Source organism: Microcoleus sp. AR_TQ3_B6, from assembly GCF_036702785.1.
Classification (GTDB): Bacteria; Cyanobacteriota; Cyanobacteriia; order Cyanobacteriales; family Microcoleaceae; genus Microcoleus.
In genome coordinates this window covers 21,579-40,953 of record NZ_JAUBVJ010000027.1, presented here as the reverse complement: position 1 = coordinate 40,953, position 19,375 = coordinate 21,579, and the positions used below count along the sequence as shown (strand labels likewise).

The window sequence follows — 19,375 nt, the reverse complement described above, 5'->3', positions numbered from 1 at the left end:
ACAAACAAATGTCTCAAAATCGACTTTCTGTGGGAATTACCGGTCTCAACGAAGTGATTGGCGGCGGCTTAATTTCTCAACGCTCTTATCTGGTGCGCGGCGGCCCGGGTACTGGCAAGACTACACTGGGCTTTCACTTTTTGGCAGCAGGTGTGGCTCTGGGAGAAACGCCCCTGTTTATTACTTTAGGAGAACCGGAAGCGCAATTGCGCGCCAATGCCGCAACTCTCGGTTTTGATATGGAAGCGATGGCGTTCCTCGATTTGAGCCCATCCTCAGAATTTTTTACAGAAGTTCAGACTTATGACATTTTCTCGCCCTCGGAGGTGGAGCGAGAACCGACTACACAAAAGATTATCGAGCGAGTCCAAGCTGTCAAGCCACAACGGGTGTTTTTGGACGCGATCACTCAATTTCGCTACTTAGCAGCAGATGAGTTTCAGTTTCGCAAGCAAGTTTTGTCTTTTCTGCGGTTTTTGGTGGAAGGGGGGGCGACGGTGGTGTTCACCTCAGAAGGCACTTCAAGTGCTCCCGATGACGATTTGCAATTCATCAGCGACGGAGTAATTTACTTGGAATTGCGCCCTGAAGGACGCACCCTGTCTGTCACCAAGCTGCGAGGGTCCAACTTCCGCAGCGGCCGCCATTCGCTGCGCCTGACTGAGGCTGGTATGGAGGTATTTCCGCGACTGCTTCCGGACAACTTCCAGCAGGATTTTGTTGCTGAAGTGATTTCTGCTGGGGTTCCAGAAATCGACGAACTGCTGCACGGGGGAGTGGAACGGGGGACTGTGACGGTGATTAGCGGGCCTAGCGGCGTGGGTAAAACCACGGTGGGGATTCAGTTTATGAAGGAAGCGGCAGGAAGGGGGGAGCGATCGGTAGTTTACATTTTTGAGGAGTCAACTTCTACTCTGCTGCAGCGCTGCGAATCAGTTAACATCCCGGTTGGGGCGATGATTGGGCAAGGAAGTCTTTCGGTGATACCTGTGGAACCTTTGCTGTACTCGCCGGATCAGTTTGCCTGTATGGTACGCCAGGAGGTGGAGCAGGAAAAGACCCGGATTGTGATGCTTGACAGTATTTCTGGCTATCAGCTTTCGATGCAGGGGCAAGATTTGGTGAACAATTTGCACGCTTTGTGCAAGTATCTGAAGAATATGGGAGTCACCGTTATCTTGATTAATGAGGTAGAAAGCATTAGCGGAGATTTTCGGCTGACCGAGATCGGGATTAGCTATTTGGCGGATAATCTTCTGTTTATACGCTATCTGGAACGCCAATTGCAGAATAGGACAGAAATCCGCAAGGCGATCGGAGTAATTAAAAAACGAGTCAGCAATTTTGAGAGAACTCTGCGAGAACTCGAGATTACTCGCTACGGCATCAAAGTCAGCAAACCGATACGGGGGCTGCGCGGCATTTTGAGTTCGGCGCCGGTGTGGATTGAGGGGGAACCCGATGAAGATTGAATCCGGTTGTGTCGTGCTGTTTTTGGGAAATTGCAGCTAATGAAGGCAGTCGTGAATCTACCGATCAGTAGGGTGCGCGGTGCGCGCACCTCACCACTAGCATTAGTGCGCGGACCGCGCTCACCACTAGCCTAAGTCCTGGACAACTTAAATATATTGGTAAAATTGTGTATTTTTAGACTTTTATAGCAGTTTTCAATTATATGAAATACAGTAGAGGCACAGGGCCGTGTCCTGTGCCCGAGCATCTGTACTTCACTCAACTGAAAACCGATGTAATAGCTCGCCGAAACGTAAGCTAATACCAAATAAAAAAAAGAATCCCACTTTAGGCAACCTCCCAACCCATATATAATCAGTCACTCCCCATTCTAAAATCTAAAATCTAAAATCTAAAATCTAAAATCGTATAACCCGTATTCAGAGGAAGCTAATAAATGACTGGAAACTCAATAATTTTAGCCGTAGACCGCAATCAGCGAAACTTGGAACTATTAGCACAATTTCTTAACAAAGAAGGATACGAGATGATCGCGGCTTATAGCTTTGAAGATGTGGCACAAGCTATCAGTCAGCCTGCTAAGATCGGTATGGCTTTAGTAGATATTTCTGGTTTCGACCGCCGGATTTGGGAGTGCTGCGAAAAACTGCGAAATCACCAAATCCCTTTTCTGATACTCTCGCCCAAACAAAGCGCTGCCATTCAGCACGAAAGCCTCTGCCACGGTGCTCGGAATATGTTAGTAAAACCTTTGATCGTTAGAGATTTGCTGGGAATTGTTCACAGCTTGCTAGGAGAACCTGCGTGAGTCAAATTTTATTGCTTGTCGAACAGAAAGAAAATCGTCGCCTGTTATTAGAATGGCTAGCGGTTTACTATGAGGTATTGCTGCCAAAATCTACAGAAAATAGTGAAGATTTTTTACCATTTAATCAATCTTTTGACCTGGCGATAATTGACGGTCTTGCCCTGAAGCGCCACTGGCAATGGGTTGCTGCCCAAAAACAGGCAGAACACCCGGTATGCTTGCCTTTTCTTTTGATTACAACCCGCTCGGATGTAGGGATGGCAACGCAATTTATTTGGCAAAGTATTGACGATTTGATTATCGCTCCGATCGAGAAGATAGAATTGCAAGCGCGGGTGGAGATTTTGCTGCGATCGCGCCAGTTGTCTTTAACTCTGAAATTGTCTCACGACCAACTCGATCGCACTCTGCAAACAGCCCAAGAGCTCAACGATATGAAAACATCTTTGCTGTACATGATTGCCCATGACGTTCGCAATCCTTTGAATTTCATCATCGGCACTACACAACTTCTTACCAAGTACAAGTTGACATTAACAGATGAGAAAAAACAAGAACTGCTAGACAAAACTGAAGCAGCCGCCAAAGGCATCGATCAGTTATTAGACGATGTTCTGCTGCTGGGCCGTGTTGAGTCAGGAGAAGCCGGGTTTTGTTTGGCACAGCTAGACTTAGCAAAGTTTTGTAATGAGTTGGTAGGGGAATTTCAGAGCAGCCTGAAGTTGAAACCTCCAAGCGATCCGGTGACGCTGATTTTTGTGAATCACAGTCAATCGCCGATGGTGTCTTTGGAGGTAAGCTTGCTGCGGCGCATTCTGAGCAATTTGCTGTCAAATGCTATTAAGTATTCTCCCCCAAATACCGAAGTAATCTTTGAATTAAAAGTTACTGAAACCGAGGCTATCTTTTCTGTACAGGATACAGGAATTGGCATACCTGTAGCAGACCAAGCACGGCTGTTTGATTCATTTTACCGGGCTAAAAATGTCGGTCGAATTCCCGGTACTGGACTGGGGCTGAGCATTGTTAAAAAATGCGTGGACTTGCACGGTGGCGAAATTACTTTGATCAGTGAAGAAGGCGTCGGCAGTACATTTACCGTAACGCTGCCGATCGCAAAACCTGAAAAAAATCACATCTCGCCTGCAACGCCTTAAACTCGATGCAGGCATTATCTTGGGATATTCATCGATGAATTTGACGCCCGGGTGAGGCTATACGTGGTAGTGTGACCGTGATATCATGTCCGATCGATTAACCATAATATCCCGGTCGGGGCGGGTTTTTGAGATGGCAGATTGTGGGCAGGTATTTTTGGCTCGCGGGCCCCTACAAAAATTGCGGTCGCTCCACCGGACATGATATGAGATGTATCCTCAAAAAAACTGAATAAAACTCTCGCTATTTTACAGCGCAAGAATTTGAACAGCCATTAACCGCCACTTGTCAACTGATGAAATTGAGCATCGTTGTTCCAAGAGCGACGAGGGGGAGAATTGGCGATTGTTCCTCAAAGCTCGAGCGACATCATAAAAAATGTTGAACGCACCCAAAAATAATTACATACCATACAAAACTTATCCCAAGTTGCCAGACTTTATATTTCTGAAAAAAACAGAAAAGAAACCAAAAGTCCTGGCTGTAAAGCCTCTAAACAAGCGCATTTTGTCGGGCAATCCCCCCTGGTTGCCCCCCATAAGGATCGCGAATTAAATAACTTACAATTTTAATTATTATTGTGGAAGTTATTTAATTCTCATTCCTAAGTTAATAGGGTTCAGTTAACCTTTAAGTGGTTGTGGAGTTTTGTCCTTCCACTCACGAAATTTGTTCAATTTTTTTCTTAAATTAAGTAGAGCGGGTTATACTCTGTTTTTCTAAGGATCGAAAACCACTACCTCAAAAAGCTTTACAAGCTTTAAGTCAGAAAAAATTTTCAGATAACTATAAGTTTCCAGTTCTTGCCGAGTTCTAGGTAAAAATAAACCCAGGCCTGAAAATTTTTGATACCTGCCTCGAATTCTGGGGCTAAGTAATTTACCATTTTGTTGCACTCTCTCAATCAAAAAATTTTTATAAAAATTCAAAAATCGATTGCAAGCTGTTACATCTGCCCCTGAAAGTCTCGTGATTTCTAGTATAAAGTTAGCTAAGTCAACGAAGGCTTCCCCACCATAACGATAAATTTCTATAAAAGATTTTTCCGAGTTGAATTTTTTGGGGAATAAAGCTGAATTAATCTGAATTTTAACCGCCTCAGTGTTGGCTTTTAAGATTGAATCTATCACCGGATTAAGTTTCTCTGATAGCTGGTGAAAGTAATGATTTTTAGTTAGTGTCAAACTATGATACATATCCGAAGGTTCAAAATCCATAATCTTTTTAGCTATTTGACCTCCGTCAAGATTTGGATAATAGCTCAGGTGGTTTAGCAATGACTCATAATAGTAATTTGGCGCTGCCAGTATTAATTGAGAGGACAGAGTATATTTAGCGATATTTTGAAATGTATAGTGTACTTCAATATTTCCCCGATTACAGTTTTGAAAAAACAGTAGTTCTAATCTACCATTAACAGCTTGATTAAACTTAGATAGAACTTCACTTATTCTTGGAAGCTCCATCCATTTAGGTTCTGAGCTTGAGATCGAGCTGTAGTTGGGATTGTGATCGGGACTAATTTTCATTAGACTTCCACCGTGACCTAAAAATATAATGACCCAATTTTTTGCCTGAAATTGTGATAAAGCCCAACTCAAATAGTCATTCAGGACGTTTTCACTACTGCTGTCTGCTGTTTCTAAGTATTGGACATTAATGTTTCCTTTAGTAATAATATTTCTCGAGAGGTGCTTTGCATTACTCATATCTGATTGTACTAATACCAAAACTTTGTCACTCTGCACACCTTTGCTTAACATCTCAATAATGGGTTGACCAAAGCTTGATAAATCGTTGTCATAAGGCATCCAGTATAAAAGTATATAATCATAGTTATTCCTAGGCTTATTTCCCGCGATCCAGTTACCGTTTACTAACTTTTTATCCATATCTATTGAAGTGAAAAATGAAGCACTACTTAAAGCTAAGTATTGAAGCGTTTCTCTTCTTTTCACGAGCTTACTCCTTCATTGAACGTGGTTATTTTAATCTAATACTTGTTTGGGTCTTTTTTGTGGTGAATGTGCAGCTATAGTCTTTCTCCGTAACATGAGGTGCTCATAGGGCATAGGCCTCCGTGGGCATGGGGCATGGGGCATGGGGCATGGGGCATGGGGCATGGGGCATGGGGCATAGGACTTGCCCCTATACCTCACCACGCTTGAGAACCCCTATATTTAAAAAAGAAGTTATATAGGGCTGGTGTCTGGCATTTTTATATCTTATTACTAGGTAAGCTCCAATATACTTCTGTTAAGGCTATGCAGTCCTGAAAACAAAATAACAAAAAATCGCTCTTACTATCTCAATAATTTAGATAATCACCTTCAATACTCGGAGAGTAAATATGTGTCTAGCTCTTCATTTAACTATAATATAATTACAGAAAAATATGGCTCTATTTTTAGTTGTTACTGAATTTTATAGCTCCTTAATTGGTGATATTGCCTCAAATAATGCCATATTAGATGTGAGATGTGAGATGTGAGATGTGGAAATGACTAAAGCTGGTTTTGGAGTTGACCTAAAGTTGGATTTTTTAAAGTGGTATGACAAAGAGACGAAGGGAATTCGCTGCTACACAAACTTGTATCTGCAGGAGCAGAGTCAAGAAAAAGAACTGAGGATTAAATCAAAGTTCTAAAGGAGCAATAGCGTTTAAGAAATTTTCGAGTAGAAATCGCAGCAAAGATTGAGTTGCTAATATTAAACCCATTCGGGCTTGGGCGAGTTTTGGCTGTTCTATTTTAACTTCTCCCCAAATTCGGCACTGGCTGTAAAAAATCTGAAATGCTTCGCTCAAACTATTGGCTAATTTGAAATAATTGACAGGTTTTTCGCGGTTTTTTACCTCAGAAATAGGATATAAATTGTCGAGGACTGTTAACAGTTGCGAAATTAAATTGCGTTCAGCACGATGCACTAACCGCAGCCGATCGCCCTCGTCAATCCAAGGAAGAGGATTTGGATGGGCCAGGAACCAAATTGGCGGCGCTGTAGCGACATCGGGCTGCGCGATCGAAATTATGCGATCGCGGTGGGCCATTCGCAGCAGGGAACAGCAGCGCGCATGGCTGTACTGAATCGGAAATAGCCGATCGGCTGACACAACAGGAGATAATATTCGAGATTCTGGAAGTGGGAGGTTCGTTTGAGCTAAACGCTGCAACCAGAGGGCTAAACCTGCATCAGTCAACTCGAACTCAATAATTCCCGCCGGTGCGACTTTAACGGCGAAATCTGGGTAGCACAGCGGTTCGAGAGTTTCGGCAACGGTAGCCGCGATTGTCTGCGGTGTCTGCTGCCAAGTTTTAGCCAATTTCAGGGCGATCGCAGACACATACAGCACCCGCGCACTATCTTTACTCCGATTTAACGGAATTTCCCCTAGTGTCCCTTGCTGGGCGATCGCGCTGGGGAACCTTGAAAGCAAGAAACACTTCAGTGTAACTTCCGGGCACTGCGATATATTTGCTGTATTCATAGGCGCGACTCCTACCGTAACGGCGACGGTCGAGTGTTACCGCGCGGGCGACTGTTCTTGTACGTTAAACGGCTGATGTCAGAGATGGTCGATTTGCTCGCCCGGGCGCCGCTACATCGCATTAATCTGCTTGATAGCGATTTTGTTGCTAAATACAAATAAATTTACGACAAATTTTTTGCTGAACTCTACCATTTGGATGTATTTTTTGCTACATTGAATGTTTGGGTAAAACTCAGAAAAGTCAGCACATTTAAGGAGCGTGCAAGCTCGATCGGGGGTTGGTGGTCTCACTTGGGATCGCACTGCTGGCAGAAGTTGTTTTTCTCACTGATTAAATATATCCCAGAGCCTCACCTATGCAATCAACTTCCACACCTCTAGAGACTATCGATCGACCGTTTATCACTTGGCAGCGAATTATCGACTGGGCCCAGGAACACTACCGGTGCCGGACTTTTAGCAAAGATGAGCGGATTCCCGCAAGACCCGGACTGCTGTATTTAGTCCAGAAAGGTTCTGTGCGACTCGTAGGTAGCGCTCAAGTTAGCACTGTGGCGGCGAAGGCGAAATCCGCTGACCAAACTACAGAAGAAGCTTTTTTGGGCTTCGTCGGCGCCGGTCAGCCCTTTGAACTGGTTGCTCAGTCTCCGTTTACTCTCCAAGCTTACGCCCACGCCGATCAAACTCACGTAGTGTGGATGTACTGGCACGACTTAGATAATTGGCCTCACTTCCGCAGGGAAATTTTGGATGCGTTTCGCTATCAACACCAGCGGAAACTTCTGTGGCTGAGCACGTTGGGACAGCGCCGGACGATCGACCGACTGCTGGGATTTCTCACTTTGTTGATCGAAGAGTTCGGCGAACCTTACGGAGGTGAGGCAGAACCGGATGTGGTTCGGGGCTACCGGCTGCCTTGGGCCTTGACTCACGCTCAAATTGGTAGCGCCATCGGCTCGACGCGGGTGACGGTGACGCGGCTGATGGGTAAGTTGCGATCGAAAGGTTTGATTAATACTGAAGATGATAATTTAATCTGTTTGCCGGCTAAGTCTAACCCCCAAAAGACAAAAAACCAAAAGCAGGAGGTACAACCATTCCTCGAAGATTCTCTCGAAGATTCTCTCGAAGATTCTCTCGATGATTCTCTCGATGATTCTCTGGAAGATTCCCTCGAAGATTCTCTCCAAGAATCTGCATAACATCCGGCAGGGGATTGCCTACAAACAGGGTGTAGCTATTAGTTTTTGGTCGTCGCGCTCAGTTGCTCGACAGTGTACGATGAATTGTGTAAACTTTTCCCGTTCTCAAAAGGTGCGACTGACAATGACCGATGACCAGCAAAAATCTACAACCCCGAACAATCAGAAACGGGTGGTATTCTGCGACTTTGACGGCACGATAACCGTTGAAGAAACTTTTGTGGCAATGCTCAAGCATTTCGCACCGGAACTGTCGTCTCAACTGATGCCTGAAATGTACGCTAGAAGGCTGAGTTTGCGATCGGGAGTGCGGCAGTTACTAGAGTCTATTCCCTCGGAATGTTATGGGGAAATTGTGGAATTTTCTAGGGGAAAGCTGATGCGGCCGGGATTGGTGGAATTGCTCGATTTTTTGGACGAGCAAAAGGTGGATTTTGCGATCGTTTCCGGCGGTCTTCGGGTCATGGTAGAGACGGTAATGGGCGATTTGGTAAACCGGGCGAGCGTTATTTATGCTGTGGATGTGGACGCTAGCGGCCCTCGCTTGCAAGTCAATTCTGAGTTGGAAGGAGATACGGAATTGGTGTCTAAGGTGCGGGTGATGGGCCAGCACCCGGCTGATGAACAGGTGGCGATCGGAGATTCGCTGACGGATTTTAACATGGCTTTGCAGGCTTCGTCGGTGTTTGCGCGCGATCGGCTTGCCGAGTATCTAGACGAACAGCAAAAGCCTTATACTAAATGGGATAATTTTTTTGATGTCTTGGAAAGTTTGTCCCAGAAATGGAATTGAAACTAAACTAGGAATTGCGCCAGAAAAATCCGACTATACCAAAAATTCGGGGTTAGAGCCTCCCCCTTCTAGGGGGACTTTTATTAATTGAGCTATTCCTATGATGGATATGTTATCATAGGAATAACAGGAGAAAAAAAGATGCTAACTCTAGAATTTAAGATTTATGCAAAACCGAACCAATTTCAAGCGGATGAAGCGATTAGAATTTGTCAATTCATTCGCAACAAGTCTATTCGCTTGTGGATGAATGGTGGGGCTAAATCTTGGTTCGATCTTTCTAAGTACTGTGCGATTTGGGCTAAAGAATTTGACTTTGCAAACAAGTTAGGCGCAATGGCTCGGCAAGCAAGTGCAGAAAGAGCGTGGGCTAGTATTTCTCGATTCTATGAAAACGTCAAAAAAGGGATTAAAGGGAAAAAAGTTGGTTTCCCACAGTTCCAAAAAGACTGCCGTTCTGTGGAGTACAAGACCAATTCTTGGAAACTCTCAGCAGATAGAAAGTCAATCACCTTTACCGATAAATGCGGGATTGGCAGATTAAAGTTAAAAGGCACTCGTGACCTAAATTTCTATCAGCCAGAGAAGATTAAACGGGTGAGACTGGTTAAAAGAGCAGATGGATATTACACTCAATTTTGCATTCAAGTAGACAGAATTGAGTTAGCCCCATCAACAGGGAAAACTATCGGATTAGATGTAGGGCTAAAGGAGTTTTACACCGATTCAAATGGCGAAATGATTCCTAATCCTAGATTTCTGCGTAAGGGTGAAGTGCAGTTAAAACGTGCTCAACGCTTAGTAAGTCGGAAAACAAAAGGGAGTTCAAATCGCCGCAAAGCTAGAGTGATTTTAGGTAAGCGACACCTCAAAATAAGTAGGCAATCGTATTGCACCATGCTATCAAGTTAGCAAGGTGCGTAATCACATCAAACGATGTAGTAGTCTATGAAGATTTGAGGGTGTCCAACATGGTTAAAAATCACTGCTTGGCAAAATCAATTAGCGATGCTTCTTGGCACCAGTTCAGAGTGTTCTTAGAATATTTTGGAAAAGTGTTTGGTCGGATTACCATTGCGGTGAACCCTGCTTACACCAGTCAAGAATGCAGTAATTGTGGGGAAGTCGTTAAAAAATCTCTATCCACGCGAACCCATATTTGTAAATGTGGATGCGAGATGGATAGAGATCGTAATGCCGCAATTAATATCCTGAATCGCGGGATAGGTACGACGGGGCACGTCGGAACTTCGATCCTAGAGATCGTAAACGCTTAGGGAGACTGGATCTCTGGGTTAGGTGCGGCAACGTTCTTAATTTAAGTCCAGTCTTTGAACTAAGAATCCTCACGCCTTTAGGCCCAGGAGTGTCAAGTTGTTTAGATAGGCCAGCGCAATTCCTATCAACCTAAAAGGTAGATCGAAAGCTGAGGATTTTTAAAGAATGAGTGGCGATTTGAGATCGGATTTAATTGCAGCGGCCAAACATTTTTACGATCGCGGTTGGATGGTTGGGACTGCTGGCAATCTTTCAGCCCGCTTACCAGATGGGAGTTTTTGGATTACTGCTAGTGGCCGCGCGAAAGGGCAGTTAACAGAACAAGATTTTATCAGAATCAGCTCAGATGGCGCCCCGATCGAGCAACCTGTTGCCGACAGCCGCCCTTCGGCCGAAACCAGCATTCATTTAGCCGTTTACAATTGTTTTCCAGACGCTAAAGCTTGCTATCACGTTCACTCGATCGAGGCAAATTTAGTTTCTCGGCTAACAGCAGGAGATGCAGTGCCTTTACCCGCGATCGAAATGCTCAAAGGTTTGGGGGTGTGGGAGGAAAAGCCACAGGTTTCGATCCCCCTCTTTCCCAATTATTTGGAAGTGCCTAAAATAGCCAAGGAAATTTGCGAATTCTTTGCCGTTTCAGCGCCCTCTGTACCCGCTTTGTTAATTCGCGATCACGGCATCACAGTCTGGGGAGACTCGCCAGCCGCCGCCTACAATTACGTAGAAATTGTAGAATACATTTTTCGCTATACGATCGCAGCCCGCCAATTAAATTTAGATTCTCCATGGAAGAGTTGACATTGAGCCGTGCATGAATTCTGAGGCTTGCAGATGTGAGATTATACAACGAGCAAACATTCAGAAGAGGCAACAGTTAGGGCTAAATATACCAGGATTTTCTCTCTATATGGAGGCGGAATTAGAGGGATTATCGCCGGGCAAGTTGTAGTTAGAATTGAGTCAAAGCCGCAACAAAAAAGCGGCAACCCAGATGCGAGAATAGCTGACTATTTTGATTTAATCGCGGGCACAAGTGCGGGAGGAATTTTAACTTGCATCTATTTGTGTCCCGATGCCCAAAATCCCAGCAGGCCTCGGTGGTAAGCCCAAGACGCTGTTAATTTTTTGATTAACAGCGGCCGCGACGTTTTTAAGAGTTCATTTTGGCAAAAGCTCAGTTCGATAGACGGTTTGATAGATCAGATATATCCCAGCCAGCGCTTATAACAATTATTTTTGGAAAAGTTTAAAGATTGCAAACTCAGTGAACTGCTGAAACCGTGTTTAATTTCCAGTTACGACATCGAAAGGAGAAAAGCTCACTTTTTCGATCGAATAGATGCTCAAAAATATCCAGCAGAAGACTATTTTATTAAAGATATCGCCAGAGCCACATCGGCAGCTCCCTCCTATTTTGAGGTTGCTAAAGTCTACTCTTTGACAAACGAGTCCTACGCCTTAATTGACGGGGGAGTATTCGCAAACAATCCGGCACTTTGTGCCTATGCCGAAGTTAGAAATAAATTCAGAATTCCTAACGCTCGCAACGAGAGAGAACCGACAGCCAAAGATATGGTAATTTTATCCCTGGAAGAGAAGCTCAGAAAAAATTTCCCTAGGAAGAAGCGAAAAATTGGGGTCAAATTGAGTGGGTTGAGCATTTAATTAGTATCATGATGACGGGAGTTGCTGAAACTGTAAATTATCAAATAATCCAAATTTATGATGCGATTGAAAGACCAAATCAATATTTGAGAATTATTCCCGATTTGAGCCACGAAAAACCGCTGCCGGTTGATGATGCCTCGGAAGAGAAGATATCGGAACTGCAGAGAATTGGCAATGAGCAAGCCTCCAAGTATAACGAACAGTTGGATAAGTTTATCGACTTGTTACTTGCCGAGTAGTCCTAGGATTTTAGATTTTAGATTTTAGATTTTAGATTGGGAAACGAGTGATGATTACCACAGAATCAATCAGTGCCAATCTCAAATCTAAAATAGTATAGCGCACCAACCGCAGGGCAGGCTGGCTGAAAATATATGTTGACAACTCGTGCAATAATTGCTTTAGGATTGCCTAAAAACTCTATGTGGCAGTGCTTCGCCCTGTTTGCAATTAATCGCGAGCCATCAGTCATTGGTTAAAAAATACCAAGAAAAGCACGATCGACCTTTAGATGAAACCTTCAATAACAGGTGGTTTCAGCGGTTTTTAGTGACCCTGTTCCTCGGCGGCCAAGTGCTGTTGCGCATACTTCAAGGCAAAATTGACCGCCGCAAAATCATGGAACATTTAGTAACAGTAGGCCTGGATTCTTTGCGATCCGTGCTGCTAATAGCCTTGTGTGGCGGCATGATTTTTACCTTTCAATCGGCGCGAGAATTGGTGCGCTTTGGGGCGGTTGGGGCGGTGGGAGGTACTTTTGCTGTGGCATTTTGCGGCGAATTAGCACCACTTTTAACGGCGGGCGTGGTGGCGGGACAAGTAGGTTCGGCCTTTGCCGCCGAGATAGGAGAAATGCAGGTAACGGAACAAATAGACGCCCTGTATATGTTGAGAACAAATCCTGTTGATTATTTAGTAGTGCCGAGGGTGATAGCTTGTTGCATCATGCTGCCGATTTTAACAATTTTTTCGGTAGCGGTGGGGATTTTGGGCGGGCTGTTTGTAGCGGTTAATTTTTATGAGTTGGAACCGTCAGTATTTTTAGAATCCGTGCGGACTGTTTTGGGGCCTTGGGATTTAGTAACTGTAGTGATTAAGAGTTTTATTTTTGGGTTGATAATTGCCCTTGTCGGTTGCGGTTGGGGCTTGACGACGGCGGGTGGAGGGAAAGGAGTAGGTCAAGCTGCAACGGCGGCGGTTGTGACTTCGTGGGTGTTTATTTTTGTGGCGGATTTGTTTATATCCCTGTTGATGTTTCACCAGTAGGGGACTATGAGAAGTTGATAATCTTGGCAATTATAGCAGGAGTCAGGAGTTATATTAAATCCGTTGACATCGGAATTATAATCTCTCTCTTCTCTTTCTCTGTTTCCTCTGTGCCCTCTGTGGTTTAATCATGCCGATATAACCGGAATTGATATGATTCGTCAAGATGCTTAAATATTAAGGATTTGAACAATCATCAACCCCGGCGCCGCCACGGATCGCAAATAAACGCTGATAAAATTGCATCAGCGTTCATCCGTGTTCATCCGCTGATATCTGCGGTTTAAAACTCTCAACTTTAGATGTTAGATTAGAGAAAGGAGGGCGATACACTCGAATTGCCTGGATTGGAACTTTCCCATCTGTTTCGGGAATGATTTCGAGAGTGTGTTTGGAGTTGCTCAAATTCTGAGCCAATGTTGTAGGGTATTCGCGACTTGAATCTGCAATCTTGGGCGCAACGTATGAATCAACAAACATCGGCCGCACCTGCCAGGAAATCTCAAATCCTTTTGGCGTCGGCGTTTTCGAGTATTCATAAGAATTTTTCAGCCACCAGTTTTTCGGTTCAATCACGACGCGGCCCGAGTTTGAGACAAACAATTTGTCGTTTGTACCGCTGCCGTCGTAACCTGTTTTAGAACCTACAACGTCAAATTTAAACTTGCTGGCGTCGCTGTTAATCTCAGTAATCACGGCTTTCCAATCTTCGAGGATGAGCGGTTTTTGACTGGATATTTGGATAATTGCCGGCCAAGGGACGCCCAGAGTAACGCTAGGTCTGGTGATGCTGTAAAGTTCAGGAAATTCTGAGGGTTTTTTGCCGTCGATCGCAATTCTAGCAGAAATTGCCTTGCCGTTGAAGGTTTTATCGGCGATCGCATCTATTCTATTTCCTTCAAATTCTAAAACCAACTTGCCATCTTGCCACTTAACATCGCGGCCTACTGTATAGGTTTTTACTAAATCCTGCGGCGGTTGAGGAGAATTTGGCTTGTATCGCAGGTGCGGTTTTATGAGAGCAGCTAGGAGAAAATTTCCCCAATCGTTGAGGTGAATGTTGTCGCTCAATAGCTGTTTTGGTTGCAAGCGATTGTCTTTCAAATACCTGCGCCAAGGTTCGCGAATTTCTGCGATTTCGCAGCCGTATTTATCGGCCAACTCAGGCAGCCATTTAGTAGAATGATTGTTGTGCCATTCGTATCTTTTGAGTTGTTCTGGATCGTCGCTGTTGCCTGTCGGCAGCCACTCGATGTGGTCTGAATGCAAGAGTATTTCGCTAGTAGTGCGGCGGCGGACATTGGCAATTATGGCTTCGTAATCTTCACCGCCTCCGTAGACGTGAAAAATTAGCAAGTCGGGATAAAAAGGATACAAATCGTGTTCGCTGGGACGGATTAAAATCGGGGCTGTAAATCCTCCTAGCGCCCGATTTTCCCAAATCAAATCTGCATTGGGAAATCGCTGTTTCAAATCCTTCGCTACATCTTGCGACCACTCTTGCAGAGTGATGGATTGACCGTAAAATAGGATACGCACTTGGTGGCGTTCTGTTGGAGTGCTAGTCGCAAGTAGCCGCATCGTTCTTTGAATCCTATCTCCAAAAGTAGCATTATTTGGAATAGGAGCGGGCGGGGGAAATGGCGTAGAGGCAACTATTTTTTTGATACCCGGAAGTAACAGGAAGCTCAGACACAAAAAAAGCAGCCATAAGTAGCGATATATCTTTGATTTTCGGCTATTTCCTTGCTTTTTTGCCATGGTTTTATTTTTCCATTCTGTCAAACCTACCCATAACTACCAAGAGTAGTTTTCGGGTGCACAATGCGCACCTCGCGAGTAGCTGTACGGTATAGGACAATGCGACCTCACGATGAGCTTTCGGGTACGGGGCTGGCGCACCTCACGAGTAGCTGTAGTTTCGCCTGTATCGAAATATATTACCAGATTGAGCGCGACAAAAACTGATATAATGCCAGCTAATTAATTGCACTCCGATCGATCGCACGTCAAATGGATTACAGAACAGCCCGCAGTTTTCTGATCGACCAAGGAACCGCCCTGGAAACCAAGAAAAATCCCGACGCCTTCCTGATGCGTCTCAAACAAGGTCAGCCTCCGGTACCCGGACAGGTGACATCGATTTTATTGGCTTTAAAAATATTGTTTGAAGGGCTGCAAGAATCTCCAATGCTCGATAGACAATTAATCTCGGCACTGCATTTACTGTCAGTAGAAGGTGTGCAGCAATTTGAAGCAGGACGGAGCAAAGGAGTTTCTTGGCCGCCCCTGCTGAAGGAAGACTTAAATCGAATTGCGATCGCAGTCAAGAATATCTTTTCCGGTGTCTGGCAATAATTAGCTCGGCAACCACCGCTCCCTATACCCACCGCCAGCAGACTCAACTTTTAATTATACAAATTTTTGTAAAAATTTCTGTAAATTTTGCTACATTTACCCTCGAATTGTGGCATCTTAATATAAGAATCGATTCCAACAAGCAATTGGAGAACTACTCATGAACGCAGAAGAAAAAGCTAGACAACTAATTGCACGAGAAAGGCAGCATAGCGAACACTTGCAAGACTCTATGCTCAACCGTTCCTCCCACGATCTAGAAACACCTAGCGAGGGGATTACTGAAGAAAAAGCCAGAGAATTAATGGCTCAAGAACGGCAGCACAGTGAACACCTGCACGAGTCTATGTTAAGCCGTTCCTCCCAAGAGGTAGAGGCATCGATCGCACTCGATGACACTCACAAATAAATTTTGTTAACACAGGAGTTACGGCGAAAAACCCAAGAAACCCGGTTTTTATACCAGAACAAAGAGCTGTAAAAATGTTTTTGTCTAAACAACCAGGTTTCTGCGTGACCTTCGATCGCAGTACAGCAAAACTCTACTCAAATCGAGGAGGATTGTAGGTCCAATCAACACAGCCCCTGCTTGGTTGGCAGTCACTATCACAAACCTCAACGCGCTATATATAATAGCGGTTCTCAAGCGTGGTGAGTTATGCCCTGTTTGCGCAATGCCCGTGGGTCAGATAGTACCTCATGTTAGTGAGAAAGGCTATATAGCAATAGAAAAGGCAAGTTTTACTGCTCGCGAAAGCTTTCGAGGGATGCCAAAAGAGCTGGCAGTCCCACCAGCGCGGCCGACACCAAAGCCTCATCTTTGTAAACTCGCGATCGGACAATGCGGATACTTTTGGATCCAGAGGTGATAGAGTCTCGCCGTTGGGAATTTCCGGTTTCAACCCGTCCTAAATTTTGTGTTTCTCCCGTCAGGCCAAACATAGCAGTATCCTCAATTAATTCCTAGATATGCGCCCGTAAATTATTTCAGGGCTGGCTCAATATTTCTATTATGACTTGGAGCGGTAAGAGAGATGAAACCCTGAAATAATTATTCACGATAGTCAGGGATCAACTTAAACTGCATAACCACTCTTATTAATTTTTTACACGGCAGGTTTATTTAAGCCGATCGCCCGCGACGACACAAACACCAGCAAGCAAAAAGGCGATCGCCCCTACAATCGCCGTTGTCACAGCAGGAACCACCTTTGGTGCCACAAACACCAGAGAATACAAAGCCATCCCCAGGGAAAAACCACCAAAATAACACCCTACCCCCAATCCTCCCCGGGGCCCAGGAACCAGAGACAAAGCAAAAGGAACCACAGCGGTGATAATCAAACTGTTGGTAAAAATCACAGCCAAAACAGTCGCCGCCACCATCACAAAGCCCTGACTAAAAACCATTACCAACAGCAAAACCGCTGTTGCTACCAATCCACCCAACAGCGTCCGCTGGTTTCCCCAGCGCACCGCAATTACCCCAGCAAGCAAAGAAGCAAAAGCCAAAGCCAAGCTAAATCCAGCCATTAACAACTTACTATCAACCCCCGCGATTTGAGTTTGGAAAACATGGGGCAAAATCCGTTCCCCCATCGCCCGACTTCCCCAAGCAACAGCCATTCCCGTCACCGCAACTAAGCCCAGCGCTGTAATAGAAACTCTCTCGGAAATTGCACTCTCCGGTGGCAATTCCGACAGGGCAGCATCAGGATTAACCGCTCGCAAAAAAGCCACCGCACCCAACAATACAAACGAACCAATAGCAAAAGCAAAAGCGGGCCCCAAATTCAGAATAAAATCTCCCGCAAGAGGTCTTGCCGCCGCAGCCAATCCCCCTACAAACACCAACAAACTCATGGCTTGGGGCAACTGCGTTTGAGTTGCATATTGGCCCAACAGCGACACTGCGGGCGATCGAAACATCCCCATGGCGATCGACCAAGCTACAATTACCACAAGCAACATCCAGCGCAGGGGCGAAACTGGATTGCCGAAAATAAAAATAGCCGGAATCGCAATAAATAGCACAGACGACAGAATAGTGCCGACAACAATTAGCGGAAAACGAGTTCCCATCCAGTGACGCTGCTTGTCCGACAGCCAGCCAGCCAAAGGTTCGATCGTAATTGCCAAAGAATCCTCTAAAATTGTGATACCCCTGTCGAATCCTGCAAAACCAAATCCAGCTAAAAGTTGAGGTAAATACAATCGGTAAAGCATCCAAGTCAGGGTGATTGCTGCCTGCAAAGCCGCCACGCCACCTACTTGTCGCCACAGAATTAAAGACTGAGATTGAGATTGTTTCATGTTTTTGACAATATTTTATGCTTTGTGCTTCCATCACTTTATCCAATACTTCGGACAGTTTTTGATTGCCAACCGTAGAATAAGGGTTTCAAGACTCCAAGGATCTCGAACTACCAACGGAAAATCGAGGGTTTCAGACTAGGAACTAAAAACAGTCCGGACTATTGTTTATCTACACTTTAAAAAAATCTCAGCTATATTATTACTATTTTTAATCTAAATGTCGCGGAATTCCCCATCCGTCTACAGGGTGGGGATGGATAGCGACCAAAAAAACCAACCGCGAAGCAACATTATTTTTTTAGTTTGTGCTATAATATTATCACTATTGTGTAAATCAGATAATGTACAAAGCATACAAGTTTAGGATATATCCAACCAATGAGCAGCAAATAGCTTTAGCCAAAGCTTTTGGCTGTTGCCGCTGGTTTTGGAATTATTCTTTGAACTTGTGCCAAGAAACATATCTCACAACAGGGAAAGGTTTGTCTAGAGGAGCTATTCAAGGTTTATTGCCAAGTCTCAAGAAAGAGTATTCTTGGCTAACTGATGCCTACTCTCAATGCTTACAATATGTCGCACTGAACTTATCAACAGCTTACAAAAACTTTTTTGAAAAACGAACAGGTTTCCCCAGATTCAAATCTAAGCATGGTAAACAGTCGATTAGTTACCCATCTAACGTCAAAATTGATGGAGATTATCTCAAAATACCTGGAAAAGTAGGCTTAATTTATTGCAAACAGGATAGAAAGTTGGACGGACAAATCAAAACTGTTACCGTTTCACTTAACCCGGATGGCAAATATTATGCTTCGGTTTTAGTAGATGATGATAGAGAGCTTGCTCAACTTTCTACTGAAGGAAAAGCAATAGGTATTGATTTAGGTTTGACTCATTTTTGCATTACTAGCAATGGTAGTAAATTTGATAATCCGCGTCATACAACAAAATATGCTCGCAATCTTAAAAAGAAACAACAAAGTCTAGCTCGAAAACAGAAGAGTAGTAAAAATAGATATAAAGCAAAAAGTAAGGTATCCAAAGTCCATTCAAAAATTAGACGAGTTCGAGAAGATTTTTTACACAAACTATCCCGCAAGATAGTCAACGAAAACCAAGTTATTGCCGTAGAAAATCTGAATGTGAAAGGTATGGTACGCAATCACAACTTAGCGAAAGCAATATCAGATTGTGGTTGGGGTCAATTTTGTACGATGCTCAAGTATAAGTCTGAGTGGTCAGGCAAAACTTATATTGAAGTAGATAGGTTTTTTGCTTCTTCTAAAACTTGTAGCGTTTGCCTCAATCGAGTTGATAGCTTGTCATTAGATATTAGAGATTGGACTTGCAGTCAGTGCAATACACATCACGATCGCGATGTCAATGCAGCTATCAACATCAGAAATGAAGCCTTGCGGATATTGGACTTAGGAACTAGGTCTACAGCCAATGGAGGGAATGTAAGACAAGCGGGCAAGACTTCGGTTTTGTTAGATGCAGTTCCCTGTGAAGTTGGAAACCCCATCCCTCTATAGGGTGGGGTAGTTCATTAAGTTACCCCT

At 44.3% G+C, this 19,375-nt stretch carries 18 protein-coding genes and 1 pseudogene; 14 read left to right on the top strand and 5 right to left on the bottom strand.

Annotated elements, in window-relative coordinates:
• The first annotated feature begins 8 nt into the window (after positions 1-8).
• The 3 genes from QUB56_RS15350 (at position 9) to QUB56_RS15340 (ending at position 3,438) form a co-directional block, all read left to right on the top strand.
• Positions 9-1,472, top strand: a complete 1,464-nt coding sequence (locus QUB56_RS15350; protein ID WP_332956197.1) for an ATPase domain-containing protein — start codon at positions 9-11, stop codon at positions 1,470-1,472.
• 437 nt (positions 1,473-1,909) lie between these two features.
• A complete protein-coding gene (locus tag QUB56_RS15345; RefSeq protein WP_332956195.1) occupies positions 1,910-2,281 on the top strand; it encodes a response regulator in 372 nt (123 codons plus the stop codon).
• Positions 2,278-3,438: an ATP-binding protein gene (locus QUB56_RS15340; protein WP_332956194.1), complete on the top strand. Its 1,161-nt coding sequence runs from the start codon at positions 2,278-2,280 to the stop codon at positions 3,436-3,438. Before QUB56_RS15345 ends, QUB56_RS15340 begins: the two co-directional genes overlap by 4 nt.
• A gap of 720 nt (positions 3,439-4,158) precedes the next feature.
• Here the strand turns inward: QUB56_RS15340 and QUB56_RS15335 are convergent.
• Positions 4,159-5,397 (bottom strand): clostripain-related cysteine peptidase, encoded by a 1,239-nt coding sequence (locus tag QUB56_RS15335; protein ID WP_332956191.1) that lies wholly within the window; start codon positions 5,395-5,397, stop codon positions 4,159-4,161.
• Positions 5,398-6,074: 677 nt separating this feature from the next.
• On the bottom strand, positions 6,075-6,926 hold the full coding sequence (locus QUB56_RS15330) for a DALR anticodon-binding domain-containing protein (protein WP_332956188.1): 852 nt from the start codon (positions 6,924-6,926) through the stop codon (positions 6,075-6,077).
• 359 nt (positions 6,927-7,285) lie between these two features.
• Between QUB56_RS15330 and QUB56_RS15325 the strand changes: the two genes are divergently transcribed.
• From QUB56_RS15325 to QUB56_RS15290, 8 genes and pseudogenes are all read left to right on the top strand, one after another.
• The gene (locus QUB56_RS15325) at positions 7,286-8,131 is read left to right on the top strand and encodes a Crp/Fnr family transcriptional regulator (RefSeq protein WP_445243354.1); all 846 of its coding nucleotides are present in this window, start codon (positions 7,286-7,288) and stop codon (positions 8,129-8,131) included.
• 124 nt (positions 8,132-8,255) lie between these two features.
• Positions 8,256-8,924, top strand: a complete 669-nt coding sequence (locus QUB56_RS15320; RefSeq protein WP_332956230.1) for an HAD-IB family phosphatase — start codon at positions 8,256-8,258, stop codon at positions 8,922-8,924.
• A gap of 141 nt (positions 8,925-9,065) precedes the next feature.
• Positions 9,066-10,201: pseudogene (locus QUB56_RS15315) on the top strand (RNA-guided endonuclease InsQ/TnpB family protein).
• Positions 10,202-10,367: 166 nt separating this feature from the next.
• Entirely contained in the window at positions 10,368-11,003 is a 636-nt protein-coding gene (gene mtnB / locus QUB56_RS15310) for a methylthioribulose 1-phosphate dehydratase (protein ID WP_332956187.1), read from the top strand.
• Between the two features lie 96 nt (positions 11,004-11,099).
• Complete coding sequence (locus QUB56_RS15305; protein ID WP_332956228.1) at positions 11,100-11,309, top strand: patatin-like phospholipase family protein; 210 nt, start codon at positions 11,100-11,102, stop codon at positions 11,307-11,309.
• A 132-nt stretch (positions 11,310-11,441) separates the two neighbouring features.
• Positions 11,442-11,870: a patatin-like phospholipase family protein gene (locus tag QUB56_RS15300; RefSeq protein ID WP_332956186.1), complete on the top strand. Its 429-nt coding sequence runs from the start codon at positions 11,442-11,444 to the stop codon at positions 11,868-11,870.
• Between the two features lie 8 nt (positions 11,871-11,878).
• Positions 11,879-12,112 carry a hypothetical protein gene (locus QUB56_RS15295; RefSeq protein ID WP_332956184.1) on the top strand — a complete coding sequence of 78 codons (234 nt, stop codon included), beginning with the start codon at positions 11,879-11,881 and terminating at the stop codon, positions 12,110-12,112.
• Positions 12,113-12,344: 232 nt separating this feature from the next.
• Positions 12,345-13,139 (top strand): MlaE family lipid ABC transporter permease subunit, encoded by a 795-nt coding sequence (locus QUB56_RS15290; RefSeq protein WP_332956183.1) that lies wholly within the window; start codon positions 12,345-12,347, stop codon positions 13,137-13,139.
• Positions 13,140-13,391: 252 nt separating this feature from the next.
• Here the strand turns inward: QUB56_RS15290 and QUB56_RS15285 are convergent, their stop codons facing one another.
• Positions 13,392-14,900, bottom strand: a complete 1,509-nt coding sequence (locus QUB56_RS15285) for an SGNH/GDSL hydrolase family protein (RefSeq protein ID WP_332956182.1) — start codon at positions 14,898-14,900, stop codon at positions 13,392-13,394.
• A 252-nt stretch (positions 14,901-15,152) separates the two neighbouring features.
• Between QUB56_RS15285 and QUB56_RS15280 the strand changes: the two genes are divergently transcribed.
• The gene (locus QUB56_RS15280; protein ID WP_332956181.1) at positions 15,153-15,497 is read left to right on the top strand and encodes a Dethiobiotin synthetase; all 345 of its coding nucleotides are present in this window, start codon (positions 15,153-15,155) and stop codon (positions 15,495-15,497) included.
• A 160-nt stretch (positions 15,498-15,657) separates the two neighbouring features.
• A complete protein-coding gene (locus QUB56_RS15275) occupies positions 15,658-15,906 on the top strand; it encodes a hypothetical protein (protein ID WP_332956180.1) in 249 nt (82 codons plus the stop codon).
• 332 nt (positions 15,907-16,238) lie between these two features.
• On the opposite strand, the gene QUB56_RS15270 is transcribed toward QUB56_RS15275, so the two are convergent.
• Together QUB56_RS15270 and QUB56_RS15265 are read right to left on the bottom strand one after the other, a co-directional pair.
• Positions 16,239-16,439, bottom strand: a complete 201-nt coding sequence (locus QUB56_RS15270; protein ID WP_332956179.1) for a hypothetical protein — start codon at positions 16,437-16,439, stop codon at positions 16,239-16,241.
• Between the two features lie 177 nt (positions 16,440-16,616).
• On the bottom strand, positions 16,617-17,810 hold the full coding sequence (locus QUB56_RS15265; protein ID WP_332956178.1) for a hypothetical protein: 1,194 nt from the start codon (positions 17,808-17,810) through the stop codon (positions 16,617-16,619).
• 344 nt (positions 17,811-18,154) lie between these two features.
• On the opposite strand from QUB56_RS15265, the gene QUB56_RS15260 reads away from it, so the two are divergent.
• The gene (locus QUB56_RS15260) at positions 18,155-19,348 is read left to right on the top strand and encodes an RNA-guided endonuclease TnpB family protein (RefSeq protein WP_332956177.1); all 1,194 of its coding nucleotides are present in this window, start codon (positions 18,155-18,157) and stop codon (positions 19,346-19,348) included.
• Positions 19,349-19,375: the final 27 nt, after the last annotated feature.

Coding starts and splice junctions, on each gene's coding strand:
- QUB56_RS15330 (WP_332956188.1), bottom strand. CDS start 6,926: ATGAATACAGCAAATATATCGCAGTGCCCGGAAGTTACACTGAAGTGT.
- QUB56_RS15280 (WP_332956181.1), top strand. CDS start 15,153: ATGGATTACAGAACAGCCCGCAGTTTTCTGATCGACCAAGGAACCGCC.
- mtnB (WP_332956187.1), top strand. CDS start 10,368: ATGAGTGGCGATTTGAGATCGGATTTAATTGCAGCGGCCAAACATTTT.
- QUB56_RS15320 (WP_332956230.1), top strand. CDS start 8,256: ATGACCGATGACCAGCAAAAATCTACAACCCCGAACAATCAGAAACGG.
- QUB56_RS15260 (WP_332956177.1), top strand. CDS start 18,155: ATGTACAAAGCATACAAGTTTAGGATATATCCAACCAATGAGCAGCAA.
- QUB56_RS15285 (WP_332956182.1), bottom strand. CDS start 14,900: ATGGCAAAAAAGCAAGGAAATAGCCGAAAATCAAAGATATATCGCTAC.
- QUB56_RS15270 (WP_332956179.1), bottom strand. CDS start 16,439: ATGTTTGGCCTGACGGGAGAAACACAAAATTTAGGACGGGTTGAAACC.
- QUB56_RS15345 (WP_332956195.1), top strand. CDS start 1,910: ATGACTGGAAACTCAATAATTTTAGCCGTAGACCGCAATCAGCGAAAC.
- QUB56_RS15295 (WP_332956184.1), top strand. CDS start 11,879: ATGATGACGGGAGTTGCTGAAACTGTAAATTATCAAATAATCCAAATT.
- QUB56_RS15265 (WP_332956178.1), bottom strand. CDS start 17,810: ATGAAACAATCTCAATCTCAGTCTTTAATTCTGTGGCGACAAGTAGGT.
- QUB56_RS15325 (WP_445243354.1), top strand. CDS start 7,286: ATGCAATCAACTTCCACACCTCTAGAGACTATCGATCGACCGTTTATC.
- QUB56_RS15275 (WP_332956180.1), top strand. CDS start 15,658: ATGAACGCAGAAGAAAAAGCTAGACAACTAATTGCACGAGAAAGGCAG.
- QUB56_RS15350 (WP_332956197.1), top strand. CDS start 9: ATGTCTCAAAATCGACTTTCTGTGGGAATTACCGGTCTCAACGAAGTG.